We start from the raw sequence: 16,182 nt of genomic DNA, 5'->3' as shown, positions 1-16,182 counted from the left end.
TGGGTTAAGCTCAGGAGAATAGGGAGGCAGTTTGATGATGCTGATATTCTCAAATGGATTCGCGATGTCATCAGTATGCCATCCCGCACCATCCATGATCACGACGGCATGTCGGTCTTTTTCTGTCACGCTTGAGATTTGCCTGAGGTGTTCGATCATGATTTCTTTATTGACCCAAGGAACAACAATCGCTTCACCGATTCCTCGTTATCCATGTGTGTTATTGGTTTTGGAGGTTTTGCAACGGTTTCACTTGGGGTATGTCTGAAGCCAGCCGACTGATAATATAACGGCTTGCTTAGCAATGTGATGAATCGAGCTTAAAGGTGTACTGATGCTGAAAAAATTGAGTTACTTGGCTTTGTTTCTGATGGCAGTGGTCGTGACTGGCACATATCTGGCCTTCAATGTACCAGAACAGCCTGAAGTTGCGTCTGGAGCACAAGTTAGCCAGTACAGTATTCGCTGTGTCGAAAATGCACCAGCAGCGTCGATAGATAAAAATGGTGAGTTAAGTATTACGGTCTGGAATATTTACAAGCAGCAGCGAGATAGCTGGCATCAGGCTCTCGTCGGGTTTAGTGCAGACAGTGACTTAGTCCTGTTACAGGAGGCGAAATTAACTCAGGAGCTCGGCCAGTACCTGCAAGAAAGTCGCTGGCAGGTGACAATGGCAAATGCTTTTACCTTTTTGGATACACCTGCGGGGGTAATGAACTTGTCACGGCAAAAGGCAGAAAAGACCTGTGCTTATCTGGCGGTGGAGCCCTGGCTTCGTTTACCTAAATCCGCATTGTTGTCGAGATACCCCTTATCAGATGGATCAACCCTCACTGTGGTGAATTTGCATGGAATTAATTTTGCTTGGGGGGTGGATGAGTATCGGGCGCAGTTCGCAGCATTAGCGAGTCAGATTGGTAAGGCAGAAGGCCCTGTGATCGTGGCCGGAGATTTCAATACCTGGCGCGAGGAGCGGATGGCAGTGGTTGAAGAGTTCGCTGAACAGTTAGCACTTAGTGAGGTGACAATGGACAAAGATCTGCGTATCAGAATCTTCGGTTGGCCGCTTGATCATTTATTCTACCGTGGTCTGAGGCTGGAACAGGCAGAGGCACCAGTAACTGATGCCTCAGACCATCACCCAATCATTGCCCGTTTCAGGCTGTTAGAATCAAAAGGGGCCAAACAGTAACGACCAGCAGCCAAGGTAATGCTGCAATCACAATGGCTTTGGCACGTTCAATACCACACCACAGGCTGACAGCTATATAGCTAAGCGCAATATACCAAGGTGCAAGCAAAGGTATACTGGAGGCAAAAGCGGCCCAGGGATGATTCATCGGCAGCTTAATGAAAGCGTTCAAACTGTTCAAGTCTGCGGCATTTGGCAGTATCTGCGATGAGTTGAACAGCACATTCAGATAGCTGGCCAGATCACCGATCAGAGTTGGCAGCATAATAAAGCAGCTCGCAGCCAGCCACTTGCCGAAACTTTGTGGCGCTTTGCTGTTCTTGGTCGCCAGATTCAACCAAAGCGCCAAAAGTAGGAGACTGGCAGTGCGACCGAAAATATCACTGAACACTTCTCCGGCCAGCAGCACTTCCCGTGACAGCCAGTTAAGCTGATTTTCTTCCGTCAGCTGGGGTAACTGGTTGCGAAGTGTGTCCTGCAACCAAGCCAGATCGACCTGATTGAAGTAACTGCCCCATAAACCAAAGGGGGTGAGTATCAATAGCAGATAAGGTAACAGCGCCCATTTGGGGCGCTGATGCAGTGCGGTGAAGCAATCTACCGGTGAGCGAAACAAGTCCAGTAAAGCGATAAATGGATTGCTGGACGGCATCATACGCTCACCTTAGTGACATCGACAAACAGCTTCAGTTTCTGGCCCGGCTTGAGGTACTTCTGACTGCCCAGCTGATTCCATTTAATCACATCTGCTAATTTCACATTGAAACGATCCGCGATAGCACTGAGGTTGTCGCCGGTGCGGACTTCATAGAAAACCGTTCTGATCACACCGCCGTTTTGGCTGGTTTTCCAGATGTTCAGCTTCTGTCCGACGCGAAGCGTTGATTGCTTGCTTAAGCCGTTCCATTTCATCAGCTCTTTAATACTGACTTGCTGCTTTTTCGCGATGGTCCACAAACTGTCACCGGATTCCACCTTGTAAATCGTGCGGTATCCGCTGCCGTGGCTGACCTGGGAGCGAACTTCAGTCAGGCTTGGAAATGCATTTTCACCATTCATCGCAACAGGGATAAGAATATACTTACCCGCTCTGATGCCTGAACCTGCCATTTTGTTAGCCCGTTGAATGAGATCAACCGAGGTATGGTGCTTCTTGGCCAGCACGCTCAGGTTGTCTCCGGCTTTGACCTGATAGCGCACGACTTTCATGCCCTGCCGGCCATTCGCTTCAAAGGATTGATTGAAAGTCGCGACATTTGCGACCGGTAGCAGGAGGTGGGTCTGACCTTCGGGGGCTGTTGCCCATTGATTATAAGCAGGATTGAGCGATTTCAGCTCAGAAAGAGAAAGTCCTGCGTATTTGGCGGCCATAGCCAAATCCATCTGAGTGTTTGGATCGACGGTTGCAACCGCAGGCTCATTGGCTATGAAAGGAATATCGACGCCGTATTTGCTTTGCTGACGGACGATGTCAGCAACAGCCAGCAGCTTGGGAACGTATCCGCTGGTCTCTTCCGGCAGATCCAGTGACCAGAAGTCTGTCGGTTTACCGGCTTTCTTATTTTCACGAATTGCCCGGAATACTCTGCCTTCTCCTGAGTTATAAGCGGCAAGTGCATGAAGCCAGTTACCATCGAAACGGCGGTTGAGGTACTCAAGCAGGTCAAGGGCTGCTTCGGTTGACTTGACGACATCACGGCGACCGTCATACCACCAGTTTTGCTTCAGGCCAAACTGGCGGCCTGTGCCCGGGATGATTTGCCACAAACCGGCCGCGCGGCCATGGGAATAGGCAAACTGGTCAAATGAACTTTCTACGATAGGCAGCAGTACCAATTCGAGTGGCATGCCCCGTTTTTCGACGGCGTCAGTAATGTGGTAGAGGAAGGGTTCTGCACGTGAAGCGACAATAGTGAGATGCCCGGGGTGGCGAAGATACCAGTTGCGGTAGTAATTGACACGTTTGTTATCCGGGACATCGAGCTTGAGTTGCATCGCAATGCGTTGCCATGCATCATCCTGTTCCTGTGGTGTGACCACAGGTGCCGGCGGCTCAACAGCAGCCATTGGTGTATCCAATGCCGTCGCTGACTTGTCTGTTGTGCCTGTATCTGTATTGTTATTATTTTGCGCTGCAGCTGAACTTTCCTGATTAGTTGCCACAGGCTCTTGTTGAGAATTTCCTGTTATTTGGCAACCAGCCAGAAGCAGCGCACTCGCTAAAAAAAATCGGGATTTCATGTAACCTGCCTTTAGCCAAAATCGCAGGTGATAATACTTGGCGAAAGGTGCTGGTTACAAGTGACCGTCCTTCAAAAATTGTCCTTCCAACGTCTGAGGGCGGCGAAGGTTTCCAGGTCACTGTCGTTAACCGCTTTATCTGAAACAGCTTTTTTGATACTTGGCTGATCACAACGTAAAAACGGATTGACGCGTTTTTCCAGCCCTAAAGTCGTTGGAATCGTACTTATCCCCCGAGCACGTCGCTGACTGACCTCTTCACGGTAACGCTGCAGGTGAGGATTATCCTGCTCTGCAACTAACGCAAAGGCCAGGTTACTACTGGTATATTCATGTGCACAGAAAACTTCTGTTTCGTCTGGCAATGCGGTTAATTTTTGTAACGAATTGTACATCTGCGCTGCCGTGCCTTCAAAAAGACGGCCGCAGCCTGCAGAGAACAATGTGTCGCCGCAGAAAAGCTTGCCATCGCCAACGTAGGCAATATGTCCCGAGGTATGGCCGGGCAAGCCCAGCACCATGAAACGTTCGCCGAAAATATCGACCTGATCGCCATCTTCGACAGACTGTGTCAGCCCGGGAATGGCTTCAGATCCGGGGCCCACTATTTTACAGGCAGGAAAAGCTCGCTTAAGTTCACTGATTCCGCCAACATGATCATGATGGTGATGGGTAATCAGGATAGCTTCAAGTGTCAGAAAGTTGGTGTTTAAGCAATCCAGAACAGGAGTGGCGTCGCCCGGGTCAACAACAACACAGCGATTATCCGGTCCTTGAATTAGCCAGATGTAATTGTCGTTAAATGCAGGTATGCTCTTAATAGTTAGCATGAAATTGTCTCCAGTCCTTGATGTGTGAGTCATCATTTATGAAGCCAGCCCGCACGATAAAAGAAATCGACACACCCTATTCCTGGTCTCAGCTGGTTCAGGGAGAATGGGCGGCACAAATGCTTCAGGCTCAGCTGGATGAATGGTGGCCGAGACTCTTTGGCTACCACATGCTGAAGTTGGGCGGCCTGAGCTGCGAATTCGTCAGTGGCCATTGTAACATCCGCCATCAGGTTTGTATTGATCGCGATAATCCGCTTCGCAATCTTGAAGCCGATCCTATGGCATTACCTTTTCTGGAAAAATCCTTTGATGCCTGTGTGTTAGCGCATCAGCTGGATTTCTGTGGCGATCCCCATTCTTTGCTTCGGGAAGTTGACAGGGTGCTGGTCGATGACGGCTATCTGCTGATCACGGGCTATAATCCACTGAGCTTGCACGGTATGCGGGGGCTGTTGCCCTGGAACCGGAAACGTGCGCCTTGGTCGGGACGTATGTTCATGCCTATCCGGGTCAAAGACTGGCTGGGGGTGCTGAATTACGAAGTGGTATTTCATGAAAATCTGGCGATTTTACCGCCCACCCGATATCCGGCGTTTTCTGCCTGGGCAGAAAGTATGCTGTCGGGATCCTTCTCCGGAGTCGGCGGGATTTATCTGATTGTGGCCAGAAAGCGAACCTTTCCACTCAAGCCGATCAAGCCAAGCTGGAAGCTGCGGCGACAACTCACGCCAATCAGTGTGAATTGCCGCACTCAGGCTAACAAGAAGCAGTCGGGATAATACCGGCTGAGAGCTGTCAGCTTTCCTGGTAACCGGTATCGTCTTTCGAGGGGGATTCGGCCGCCTGGCGGGCCAGCTCATCGCAGCGTTCGTTTTCGGGATGGCCGGCGTGGCCTTTTACCCAGTGCCAGCGCACTTGATGGCGTTGCGTTTCCTGTTCCAACTGCTGCCACAGATCCGCATTTTTGACCGGTTTTTTATCTGCTGTTTTCCAGCCGCGCTTTTTCCAGTTGTGGATCCACTGTGTGATACCCTGACGCACATATTGGCTATCAGTGGTCAAATCAACCTCGCAAGATTCTTTGAGGCTGGCCAGTCCGACTATGGCCGCTAACAGTTCCATGCGATTATTGGTGGTCATGAAGAAGCCATCATTGAGCTCTTTGACATGGCCTTTATAACGTAAAATTGTGCCATAGCCGCCTGGACCTGGGTTGCCGAGGCAAGAACCGTCGGTGAAAATCTCTACCTGCTTGGTCATCTTTGGTAGTATTCATCTTTATTAAAACTCTAGTCTGACATAACCGATACTATGAAAGCCACCAATGAACGCATAATTGTATTTGATACCGAAACCACAGGTATGAATATGACCGGCCCTCACTATGAAGGGCATCGCATCGTTGAAATCGGTGCGGTGGAAATTGTTAACCGAAAATTCACCGGGCGGACCTTCCACGTCTACATCAAACCGGATCGTCCGATTGATCCTGAAGCCGTCGCTGTTCATGGTATTACGGACGATTTTCTGCGTGATAAGCCGAGCTATGCTGACATCCATCACGAGTTTATGGATTTTATCCGCGGTGCTGAGCTGGTCGCACATAACGCCCCCTTCGATATCGGCTTCATGGATTATGAATTCAGGAAGCTGAATCCTTCGATCGGAAAAACCACCGACTTTTGCTCGGTGACCGATACCCTGGATATGGCGAAGAAAATCTTCCCGGGTAAACGCAATAATCTGGACATACTTTGCTCGCGCTACGGTATTGATAACTCGCACCGTACACTGCACGGCGCGTTGCTCGATGCTGAGATCCTGGCCGACGTTTATCTGATGATGACAGGCGGGCAGACCTCGCTGGCACTCAATGCCGCCGGTGAAGAAAGTGACAGTGGTGCAGAAAGCGGGATACGCCGTCTTGCCTCGGGAAGGAAAACATTAAAGATTATTCGTGCTTCTGCCGATGAACTAGAAGCGCATGAAGCGCGTTTAGATATCATCGAGAAAAAAGGTGACGTCACACTCTGGCGTCGATAGGAGAAGCATGCGAAGGCTAGCGTTACTGTCTACATTGATCCCGGTGCTGCTTGGTACGCAAAGCGTGCAGGCAGCGTCCTGGCTGGACAACCGATTCCGGGTTGATCCTACCATCAAGCAAGTGGCCTTCGTGGTAGAAAGAGAAACCGAGAACCAGAATGTGGTCTTGGTCAGGCCGGACGGGGTGAAATATTATCCGTGGCGGCATCCGGATAATGTCGCCTGGCACGAAGAGCCGGACAGGGACATCATCACGATTGAAAACCCGATGCCGGGCCCCTGGCAGGCGGTTGGCCGGGTCAGTGATAAGAATCAGATCAAGGTGCTCTCCAACCTCAAGCTGGATGTGGCGCCGTTGCCGGAAAGATTGTATCAGAGCGAATCTTACAAATTCACCGCTCGCCTGACCCAGGATGGTGAGCTGCTCACCGACAGGGATTTTCTCGACAGCGTCAAGATGTCGGTGAATTTCTTTGAATATGTGGACGAGCCTGAAACACAATCTGAAGATGCCTTGCCCACCCCTCTGTCATTGGGCGAATTTGCCGATGATGGGCTGAATCTTGATGAAGCCCCCGGAGACGGCGTGTTCACCGTCGCCCTGCCGGTACATATCCAGCCGGGTCGATACCGGGTGAATATCACCTCAGGCAATGGCATTTTTCTCCGTACTCATGAGCAGCAGGTGATGGTTTATCCGCCACCGGTATTATCCACCTTCATTCAGGCGAGAGCGCAGGAAGATTCCCATAAGTTGGTGGTGACCTCTGATGAAGGCATGATTGAACCTGGCTCTGTGTCGGTGCATGTCGAGCAGGACGCACCGGATGGCAGCGTGACTATCAGCCAGGAACAGTCTCAGCCAGAGACAACTAACCTGGACGTTGCCGTTCCAAACCTGCACCAGCCTGGCAGTTATGCCTGGTCCGGGTGGGTGTATGCTACGGATACTTATCAAAAGCGGCCTTTGGTTTTTCCGTTAGAGAAAAGCCATTTTGCCATTACGTCGATTCTGCAATTAGATAAGAACCTGGCAGAGTTCCGTGCCCGGCAAGAGGAAAAAGCCCGGCTTGAAGCTGAAAAGCAGCGACTTGAAGAGCAACTGGCCGCCCGCAGTCAGGCATGGAAGCTGATTCTGGCGGGTAACGGTGTGATGGTATTGATGGCGCTGGTCTTTGTGATGCTGAGAAAAAGGCGAACAAAATCGGTTGCAGCCGAGCCGGAAGCACCGAAATTGGAAATACCACCGGATGTCAAAGTCTAGCCGCGTAAGGTGCGGTGAATGCTGAACTGGCTATCATGCTAATCAGGCCAGCGAATCAGATGAAAAGAAAAAGGGAAGCGCTATGCTTCCCTTTTAGTTTGTGCTTTCAACAAGCAGATGTGTTTACGCAAGCAGGCAGATACGTAAGCAAATAGTTACGCAGCATTTTCAATGTTTTTCTGCGTATCAGCCACGCCTGCGACTAAACGCTGGGGGTCGAAGTCATCCACATTGATGGTGCGCAGACGGCCAGCTTCAGCACGTCGCAGCAGCTCAGCTTCATCTTCGTTGATAGCTTTCAGCTCCAGGCCGGTGTCAGCCACTTTATCCAGCTGCATAAACGGCAGTTTTTTACCTGCAGCCTGGCACACACGGTCGTATAAAGGTTCAGCAGCCAGAATGTCTTTCAGCGCTTCTTCCATCATACCTGCCGGGTTAGTCTCAATGGCTTCAAGGAACTGGCCGCGGCCTAACCGGTCACGGGTTTCACACGGTGTTTGCAGCATAACGGCCAGCTTGTGATCCAGTTTGTCGCTGGGTTGAACACGGGACAGACCACGCGGCAAGATCAGCACGCGAAGCAGCCCGGCAACGGCACGGTTAGGGAAGTTGCGCAGGAACTGGTCGATGGCTTGCTCGGTCTGATACAGCGCATCCTGCAGGCCCCAGTGAACCAGCGGCAGATCTTCTTGCTTACTGCCGTCATCGGCATAACGTTTCAGGGTCGCAGAGGCCAGATACAGCTGGCTCAGGATATCCCCCAGACGCGCTGACAGGCGTTCTTTACGCTTCAGTGAACCACCCAGAACAGCCATTGACATATCAGACAGCAAAGCCATGTTGGCACTGTAGCGGTTCAACTGCTGGTAATAGCGTTTAGTGGCGTCTTTGCGCGGTGAGGAAGAGCTGCGACCGTCGGTCAGACCCAGCCAGAATGAGCGCATCAAATTACTGATCACAAAGCCAATATGCCCAAACAGCGCATCGTCAAAGTCGATCAGTGCCTGGCGCTGGTCTTCGTTGTAGGCGGCATTCATTTCTGTCAGCACATAAGGATGACAGCGAATGGCACCCTGACCGTAGATAATCATGGAGCGGGTCAGGATATTGGCGCCTTCCACGGTGATCGCGATAGGTGCACCCTGATAGCCCCGCGCCAGGAAGTTACTTGGGCCCAGGCAGATGCCCTTACCGCCGATGATGTCCATCGCGTCTATGATTCCGCGCTGGCTGCGGTGAGTACAGTGGTATTTCACGATGGCAGAAATAACCGACGGCTTTTCACCGAGATCAATACCGGAGACCGTCAGGCTGCTGGCAGCGTCCAGTACATAAGCATTACCGGCAATACGTGCCAGCGGCTCTTCAATCCCTTCCATCTTACCGATAGGCAGCTTGAACTGACGACGGATACGCGAGTAAGCACCGGTTGCCAGGGCTGTTGTTTTCAGGCCACCTGTGGTGTTTGATGGCAGTGTGATACCGCGACCAACCGACAGGCATTCCACCAGCATACGCCAGCCTTGCCCCGCCATTTCCTGACCACCAATGATGTAGCTCAGCGGCACGAAGATTTTATCGCCCTGAGTCGGACCATTCTGGAACGGTACGTTGAGCGGGAAGTGGCGGCGACCTATCTTCACGCCGTCTAAATGCGTCGGGATCAGGGCACAGGTGATACCCAGCTCTTCTTCATCGCCCATCAAATGCTCTGGATCGTACAGCTTGAAAGCCAGGCCCAGAACCGTGGCCACGGGAGCCAGTGTGATATAACGCTTGTTCCAGGTCAGCTCCATGCCCAGGATTTCTTCGCCCTGCCACAGGCCTTTTTTGACAATACCGAAATCTGGAATCGCGCCGGCATCAGAGCCTGCTTCCGGACTGGTCAGAGCAAAACAGGGAATTTCTTTGCCTGCCGCGAGGCGAGGAAGGTAGTGATTTTTTTGCTCTTCTGTACCGTAGTGTTGCAGCAGCTCGCCCGGACCTAATGAGTTAGGCACGCCAACGGTTGATGACATCACCATAGACACACTGGACAGCTTTTGCAGCACCAGTGATTGCGCATAAGCCGAAAACTCCAGGCCACCAAACTCTTTTTTGATGATCATGGCAAAGAATTTCTTGTCTTTCAGGTATTGCCAGACTTCCGGAGGGAGATCGGCCATGTCATGAGTGACTTCAAAGTCATTGACCATGCGGCAGACTTCATTGACCGGGCCTTCCAGGAAGGCTTTCTCTTCTGCACTCAGGCGTGGTGCAGGAATATCATGCAGCTTGTTCCAGTCCGGCGCGCCGCGAAACAGATCCGCTTCCCACCAGACAGTGCCGGCGTCGATCGCTTCTTTTTCTGTCCGCGACATTTCCGGCATCACGCCTTTGAAGGCTTTCAGGGCGGGTTTGCTGAGTAATTTCTGACGGATTGCCTGCAGATTCAGCGGCAATGCAATGATCAGGAAAGCCAGCCAGCTGTATTCGCCGGTGATATCCAGCAGGGTACCAACAGCAAGCGCTACGGCGAAAACAAGGGTGAAGGTTCTGAGGCTGGCTCTGTGATAAGCGAGCACTCCGGTTATCACCAACAACCCCAGCAGGTACACAAGTGTAGCCATTCTTTCTTCTCCTTATCAGGGATATTCCCTTAGGGTATTTTTAATGAGTTTTGTATTCGGGTAAGAGGTCATACCACTTGATTTGATTGTAAGGTAATCTTTAGCGAAATGTAAAAATCTTTTTTTGATTTTGCTGAGTAGCTTCTCATCGTCATTGGAGGGTAGGGGCGACAAAAAAGCGGTAAAAGTAGCAGGGAATCGGTTTCCTTGTTCGCCGGGACACTGATATGAGGGGAAAATCACTGCAATTGCTGCCCGGTCAGTCGACACTTCCTAGTGTTTGTGGGTAAACTGCCTGTCAGGGCATATCCGGCAGGGAATTCCTTGCTTTACACAACAAATCACAGAGAAAAGCCTATGTACCAAGATCTCATTCGTGCCGAACTGACTGAAGCGGCGGACGTTCTGAACCGATTCATCAGCGATGAAAAAAATCTGGCGGATATTCAGGCTGCCGCAAAGCTGCTGGCGGATTCTTTCAAACAAGGCGGTAAGGTTTTGTCCTGCGGCAACGGCGGCTCGCACTGTGATGCGATGCACTTTGCCGAAGAGCTGACTGGCCGTTACCGGGATAACCGTCCTGGCTATCCGGGCATTGCGATCTCTGATCCCAGCCATCTGTCTTGTGTCAGTAACGACTTTGGCTATGAATATGTATTTTCCCGTTACCTGGAAGCGGTTGGTGCGAAAGGTGATGTACTGTTTGGTCTGTCAACGTCCGGCAATTCTGCGAATATTTTGAAGGCCATAGAAGCGGCAAAAGCGAAAGGCATGAAAGTGATTGCGCTGACAGGCAAAGACGGCGGCAAAATGGCCGGTATTGCGGATGTGGAAATTCGTGTGCCGCATTTTGGTTATGCTGATCGCATTCAGGAAATCCACATTAAGATCATCCATATTCTTATCATGCTGGTTGAAAAGGAAATGGAAGGGGCCGAGTAATTCGGCAGCCTGACTGAGGAATAAGGAAACATGTGTGAATTGCTTGGCATGAGTGCCAACGTGCCTACTGATATTTGTTTCAGTTTCACCGGTCTGATGCAACGCGGTGGGCGAACCGGCCCGCACGCAGATGGCTGGGGCATTACCTTCTATGAGGGTAAAGGGTTTCGTACATTCAAAGATCCTAAACCCAGTTGCCATTCTAAAATTGCTGAGCTGGTGCAACAGTACCCGATTAAAAGCTGCGCGGTGATCAGCCATATCAGGCAGGCGAACCGGGGTGGGGTGTGTCTGGAAAATACCCATCCCTTTACCCGTGAGCTATGGGGACGCTATTGGACCTTCGCACATAATGGCCAGCTGACAGGGTATGAAACCCTGGAAGCTGGACGCTTTCAGTCAGTCGGAGATACAGACAGCGAAATTGCCTTTTGTTGGTTGATGAATCAGATTGACAGCAAATTTCCCCAGCCACCGGATGACTGGAGCCAGATCTTTGAGGTGGTGGCTGAGTGTTGCGATGAGTTGAGGAAGCTCGGCGTATACAACATGCTGCTCAGTGATGGTGAGTTTGTACTGGCTTACTGTACGAATAACCTGCACTGGATCACCCGACGGGCACCTTTTGGTAAAGCCTCGCTGATTGATGAAGATGTCACCATTGATTTTCAGAAAGAGACCACACCGAATGATGTGGTGACTGTGATTGCCACTCAGCCGCTGACCAATGATGAGCGCTGGCACAAAATGGCAACGGGTGAATTTGCGGTATTCCATTATGGTGAACTGATCAATAAGCGCGTGCTGGACGTACCGGAAGATCCCCCGCCGTCACCGAGTTAATCTTGTTCCCTGGATATAAAAAATGCGGCTGTATAGCCGCATTTTTGTATTCCGCGTTCGAAAGATCACTCTTCCGAGGCGTAACCCTGTTGTGGCAGACGCTCGCCGTCCAACAAGGCAGCATCATCTTGCATGATCACCCGTCCTTGCAGGAACCACTGACACACCAATGGGTAAATTCTGTGCTCTTGCTGCTGAACCCGCGCCATCACATCTTCAGCCGTATCATCAGAAAAAATCGGCACTTTGGCTTGCAGAATGACCGGGCCACCGTCTAACTCTTCCGTGACAAAGTGCACACTGGTGCCGTGTTCCTGATCGCCGGCATCCAGCGCACGCTGGTGAGTGTGCAGGCCGGTGTACTTAGGCAGCAGGGAGGGGTGGATGTTCAGCATACGACCCTGGTAGTGGCGCACAAAGTCGCCACTCAGGATACGCATATAGCCTGCCAGCACTACTAAGTCCGGTTGATAGCCATCGATGAGATCTGCCAGTGCGCGATCAAAGCTGTCGCGGTCGGCATAATCTTTCGCAGCGAGGTGGGCCGTCGCAATACCGGCTAGTCGCGCCCGCTCCAACCCATAGGCGTCCGATTTATTGGAGATAACGGCTGCAATGCGGCCGTTATCTATCACGCCGTTTTCACAGGCATCTATGATGGCCTGTAAATTAGAGCCGCTGCCTGATATGAGGACAACAATGTTCTTCATTGCTTAGCGAATCTCCACCTGGGCTTCACCCTCGGCAGCATCTGCAATGGTTCCCAGCAGCCAGGCGTTCTCACCTTCAGCGTTCAGCAGGGCAACAGCTTGCTCCGCCTGTGTCTGAGGCAGGGCAATGACCAGGCCAACACCACAGTTAAAGGTACGGTACATTTCGTGCGTTTCCACATTGCCCGCGGTTTGCAGCCAGTTGAACACAGCAGGCCATTCCCAGCTCTTGCCATCAATGACCGCTTTTGTACCTTGTGGCAGTACGCGTGGGATATTCTCCCAGAAACCGCCACCGGTAATGTGAGAGATGGCGTGCAGTTCGCAGCTTTCCATCAGCTTCAGTACGGATTTCACGTAAATGCGGGTGGGTTCCAGCAGGTGGTCAGCCAATGGCTTACCTTCCAGATCCTGAGTCAGATCGGCTTGTGACACTTCAAGGATTTTACGGATCAGAGAATAGCCGTTTGAGTGAGGGCCACTGGATGCGACGGCAATCAGTGCATCGCCTGCTTTCACTTTGGTGCCATCGATGATTTCAGATTTTTCCACGACACCGACACAAAATCCGGCCACGTCGTAATCTTCACCATGGTACATGCCCGGCATTTCTGCCGTTTCACCACCAATCAATGCACAGCCAGACTGCACACAACCTTCACCGATACCGCTCACTACGCTTGCTGCCGTGTCCACATCCAGCTTGCCCGTGGCATAGTAGTCGAGGAAAAACAGTGGTTCTGCACCCTGTACGATCAGATCGTTCACACACATGGCGACCAGGTCGATACCAATGGTGTCGTGCTTTTTCAGATCCATCGCCAGACGCAGCTTGGTTCCTACACCGTCTGTACCAGAAACAAGTACAGGTTCTTTGTACTTGGTCGGCAGTGAGCACAGGGCGCCAAATCCACCCAGACCACCCATGACTTCAGGACGAGTCGTGCGTTTGACTACACCTTTGATTCGATCAACCAAGGCATTCCCTGCATCAATATCGACACCTGCATCTTTGTAACTAAGAGAAGAATGATTACCGCTCACAACAGATCCTCACCGGTTAAATCGCAAAATCCGCAGTATGATAACAGCAGTCAGGGCGGAAAGGAAAACGTTTGCGTCAAATATTCCTGCTGGGGGAATGCTAAGCAGATAAGCTGCTATTCCCTACCTGTAAGACTATGGACTAGTGTATAATAGATCGATTTTTTTGAAATTTTGTTGTGTAGGAGTCCAAGATGAAAGTCGTTGAGGTAAAACACCCGCTGGTGAAGCATAAAATTGGCCTGATGCGTGAAGCCGACATCAGCACCAAGCGGTTCCGCGAGCTGGCGACTGAGGTGGGAAGCCTGCTGACTTATGAAGCGACGTCTGACTTCGAAACAGAGAAAATTACCATTGAAGGTTGGAATGGCCCGGTTGAGGTTGATCAAATCAAAGGTAAGAAAGTGACAGTGGTACCGATTCTGCGTGCCGGTCTGGGTATGATGGACGGTGTGCTGGAACACATGCCAAGTGCCCGTATCAGCACGGTCGGTATTTATCGTGATGAGGAAACGCTGGAGCCTGTGCCTTATTTCCATAAGCTGGCATCAAACATTGATGAGCGTATGGCGCTGGTGGTGGACCCTATGCTGGCGACCGGTGGTTCTATGATTGCCACGATTGATTTGCTGAAAGAGCACGGCTGTAATGCCATTAAAGTGTTGGTGCTGGTAGCAGCGCCTGAGGGCATCGCGGCTCTTGAGAAAGCGCACCCGGATGTAGAGCTGTACACAGCGGCTATCGATCAGAAGCTGAACGACAAAGGCTATATCGTCCCAGGCCTGGGTGATGCCGGTGACAAAATCTTTGGCACCAAGTAACAGCAGATAACGCGCATAAAAAAACCGGCAGTCCGCCGGTTTTTTTGACTCTGTTTATTGGCTCAGAACCATGGCATCAGACGTCGTTAGAACCCATTTGTGCATTATCCACCACCTTGCTCTCACCCAAGTCTTTCGGCAGCACCAGATTCAGGACAATGGCCACGATACCGCACAGGCTGATGCCCTGCAGGCTGAATTCGCCAATGCCAAATGCCATCCCGCCAATGCCGAACACCAGAGTGACAGCCACAATCACCAGGTTGCGTGATTTGTGCAGATCGACCTGATGCTTAATCAGAGTATTCAGCCCTACAGTCGCAATCGAGCCGAACAGCAAAATCATGATCCCTCCCATCACAGGCACGGGAATGGTCTGCAGTGTGGCGCCCAGCTTACCGACAAAAGCCAGAATGATGGCAGTGACTGCGCTCCAGGTCATGATGGCCGGGTTGAATGCTTTGGTCAGCATAACGGCACCTGTGACTTCTGAATAGGTGGTATTCGGCGGCGCACCAAACATGGACGCGGCAATGGTCGCCACACCGTCACCGGCCATGGTGCGGTGCAGGCCCGGTTTTTTGAGATAGTCTTTGCCCGTCACATTGGAAATGGCCAGCATGTCACCCACGTGTTCAACAGCCGGGGCAATCGCCACAGGGATCATGAACAGAATGGCATTGATATTGAATTCTGGCATGGTGAAATTCGGCATGGCCAGCCAGCTCGCTTGCTGTACAGGTGTGAAATCGACCACACCGAATGCCAGACTGGTGGCATAACCGGCCAGAATACCTGAGATGATAGGCACCAGCTTGAAGATGCCTTTGGCAAATACGCTGACCAGAATAGTCACCAGCAGCGAGATACTGGCAATCCATAAAGCCACATCGCCGTTTACGATCTGGATGGCGCCATCACCGCTTTTTCCCAGTGCCATGTTGACCGCCGCAGGTGCCAGCCCTAACCCGATCACCATGATGACGGGGCCGACCACTACAGGCGGAAGCAGTTTATGAATAATGCCGACCCCGCGCACTTTAATCACACTGGCCATGATCAGGTAGATCACCCCGGCCATCATCAGGCCACCGAGTGTCGCTGGGATCCCCCAGGTTTGGACGCCGTAAAGAATGGGAGCAATGAAAGCAAAAGAGGAAGCAAGGAAGATGGGGACACTGCGTTTGGTGATGACCTGGAAAAGTAAGGTGCCGATACCGGCGCCGAACAGCGCAACGTTGGGATCCAGTCCGGTTAAAAGCGGTACCAGAACCAGTGCGCCAAATGCTACAAAAAGCATCTGCACACCTTGTAATATCTGCATCATTGTCACGAATCTCCCTTGATATAAAAAAATCGCGCAATGCTAGCACAAGCGCAAACGTTTCCCCAATGTTCCTGAATATTAATTTTATAATCCTGTTACTAGTGTGCGTGAAAGGCTTAAGCGTACGGACTGTCTATGATTTCATCTTGCGATGGGCGTGCGGTAAGTTTGTTTGGGGCGAGAAGCCGATGCAAGGTCAATCTGCCTGAAGAAAGAAAGCTAACTTGTCCCCGTTTTTGGTATTTTTTTATGGTAAATAACGTCATTTGTCGCCAGCTAAGGTATAGTGAGTCCTGTCAATTTGCTGACGTCA

The 16,182-nt window shown here is 51.3% G+C and carries 15 protein-coding genes and 1 pseudogene; 7 read left to right on the top strand and 9 right to left on the bottom strand.

Going from position 1 to position 16,182, the window contains the following annotated elements; translation table 11 throughout:
• Positions 1-204 (bottom strand): annotated as a pseudogene (locus P0Y67_RS17875) (transposase); the annotation flags it as partial.
• Positions 205-334: 130 nt separating this feature from the next.
• Here P0Y67_RS17875 and P0Y67_RS17870 point away from each other — a divergent pair.
• Positions 335-1,192, top strand: a complete 858-nt coding sequence (locus tag P0Y67_RS17870) for an endonuclease/exonuclease/phosphatase family protein (RefSeq protein ID WP_342392991.1) — start codon at positions 335-337, stop codon at positions 1,190-1,192.
• On the opposite strand, the gene P0Y67_RS17865 is transcribed toward P0Y67_RS17870, so the two are convergent.
• From P0Y67_RS17865 to gloB, 3 genes are all read right to left on the bottom strand, one after another.
• Positions 1,158-1,847, bottom strand: coding sequence for a YIP1 family protein (locus P0Y67_RS17865; protein WP_342392990.1), 690 nt, complete (start codon positions 1,845-1,847; stop codon positions 1,158-1,160). The genes P0Y67_RS17870 and P0Y67_RS17865 overlap by 35 nt on opposite strands.
• A complete protein-coding gene (locus P0Y67_RS17860) occupies positions 1,844-3,433 on the bottom strand; it encodes a LysM peptidoglycan-binding domain-containing protein (protein ID WP_342392989.1) in 1,590 nt (529 codons plus the stop codon). The genes P0Y67_RS17865 and P0Y67_RS17860 overlap by 4 nt, the downstream gene beginning before the upstream one ends.
• A 71-nt stretch (positions 3,434-3,504) precedes the next feature.
• Positions 3,505-4,263 (bottom strand): hydroxyacylglutathione hydrolase, encoded by a 759-nt coding sequence (gloB, locus tag P0Y67_RS17855; protein WP_342392992.1) that lies wholly within the window; start codon positions 4,261-4,263, stop codon positions 3,505-3,507.
• A gap of 38 nt (positions 4,264-4,301) precedes the next feature.
• On the opposite strand from gloB, the gene P0Y67_RS17850 reads away from it, so the two are divergent.
• On the top strand, positions 4,302-5,045 hold the full coding sequence (locus P0Y67_RS17850; RefSeq protein ID WP_342392988.1) for a methyltransferase domain-containing protein: 744 nt from the start codon (positions 4,302-4,304) through the stop codon (positions 5,043-5,045).
• Between the two features lie 16 nt (positions 5,046-5,061).
• Here P0Y67_RS17850 and rnhA read toward each other — a convergent pair whose 3' ends face one another.
• Positions 5,062-5,526 carry a ribonuclease HI gene (gene rnhA / locus P0Y67_RS17845; protein WP_342392987.1) on the bottom strand — a complete coding sequence of 155 codons (465 nt, stop codon included), beginning with the start codon at positions 5,524-5,526 and terminating at the stop codon, positions 5,062-5,064.
• 51 nt (positions 5,527-5,577) lie between these two features.
• On the opposite strand from rnhA, the gene dnaQ reads away from it, so the two are divergent.
• Both dnaQ and P0Y67_RS17835 read left to right on the top strand, forming a co-directional pair.
• Positions 5,578-6,309, top strand: coding sequence for a DNA polymerase III subunit epsilon (dnaQ, locus tag P0Y67_RS17840; RefSeq protein ID WP_342392986.1), 732 nt, complete (start codon positions 5,578-5,580; stop codon positions 6,307-6,309).
• A gap of 7 nt (positions 6,310-6,316) precedes the next feature.
• Positions 6,317-7,573, top strand: a complete 1,257-nt coding sequence (locus P0Y67_RS17835) for a TIGR03503 family protein (RefSeq protein WP_342392985.1) — start codon at positions 6,317-6,319, stop codon at positions 7,571-7,573.
• A 155-nt stretch (positions 7,574-7,728) separates the two neighbouring features.
• On the opposite strand, the gene fadE is transcribed toward P0Y67_RS17835, so the two are convergent.
• Positions 7,729-10,182, bottom strand: a complete 2,454-nt coding sequence (fadE, locus tag P0Y67_RS17830) for an acyl-CoA dehydrogenase FadE (protein WP_342392984.1) — start codon at positions 10,180-10,182, stop codon at positions 7,729-7,731.
• A 357-nt stretch (positions 10,183-10,539) separates the two neighbouring features.
• Between fadE and lpcA the strand changes: the two genes are divergently transcribed.
• On the top strand, positions 10,540-11,124 hold the full coding sequence (gene lpcA / locus P0Y67_RS17825; RefSeq protein WP_120510134.1) for a D-sedoheptulose 7-phosphate isomerase: 585 nt from the start codon (positions 10,540-10,542) through the stop codon (positions 11,122-11,124).
• A 30-nt stretch (positions 11,125-11,154) separates the two neighbouring features.
• Positions 11,155-11,967 carry a class II glutamine amidotransferase gene (locus P0Y67_RS17820; protein ID WP_337112956.1) on the top strand — a complete coding sequence of 271 codons (813 nt, stop codon included), beginning with the start codon at positions 11,155-11,157 and terminating at the stop codon, positions 11,965-11,967.
• Between the two features lie 65 nt (positions 11,968-12,032).
• Here the strand turns inward: P0Y67_RS17820 and purN are convergent, their stop codons facing one another.
• On the bottom strand, positions 12,033-12,677 hold the full coding sequence (purN, locus tag P0Y67_RS17815; protein WP_342392983.1) for a phosphoribosylglycinamide formyltransferase: 645 nt from the start codon (positions 12,675-12,677) through the stop codon (positions 12,033-12,035).
• Positions 12,678-12,680: 3 nt separating this feature from the next.
• Positions 12,681-13,721 carry a phosphoribosylformylglycinamidine cyclo-ligase gene (gene purM, locus P0Y67_RS17810; RefSeq protein ID WP_342392982.1) on the bottom strand — a complete coding sequence of 347 codons (1,041 nt, stop codon included), beginning with the start codon at positions 13,719-13,721 and terminating at the stop codon, positions 12,681-12,683.
• Positions 13,722-13,915: 194 nt separating this feature from the next.
• Between purM and upp the strand changes: the two genes are divergently transcribed.
• Complete coding sequence (gene upp, locus P0Y67_RS17805) at positions 13,916-14,542, top strand: uracil phosphoribosyltransferase (RefSeq protein ID WP_027253783.1); 627 nt, start codon at positions 13,916-13,918, stop codon at positions 14,540-14,542.
• A gap of 76 nt (positions 14,543-14,618) precedes the next feature.
• On the opposite strand, the gene P0Y67_RS17800 is transcribed toward upp, so the two are convergent.
• Positions 14,619-15,869, bottom strand: coding sequence for a uracil-xanthine permease family protein (locus tag P0Y67_RS17800; RefSeq protein ID WP_342392981.1), 1,251 nt, complete (start codon positions 15,867-15,869; stop codon positions 14,619-14,621).
• Between the last annotated feature and the right edge of the window lie 313 nt (positions 15,870-16,182).

Origin of the sequence: Photobacterium sp. SP02 (assembly GCF_038519165.1) — a bacterium.
GTDB lineage: Bacteria > Pseudomonadota > Gammaproteobacteria > Enterobacterales > Vibrionaceae > Photobacterium > Photobacterium halotolerans.
This window is presented reverse-complemented; position numbering and strand designations above follow the sequence as displayed.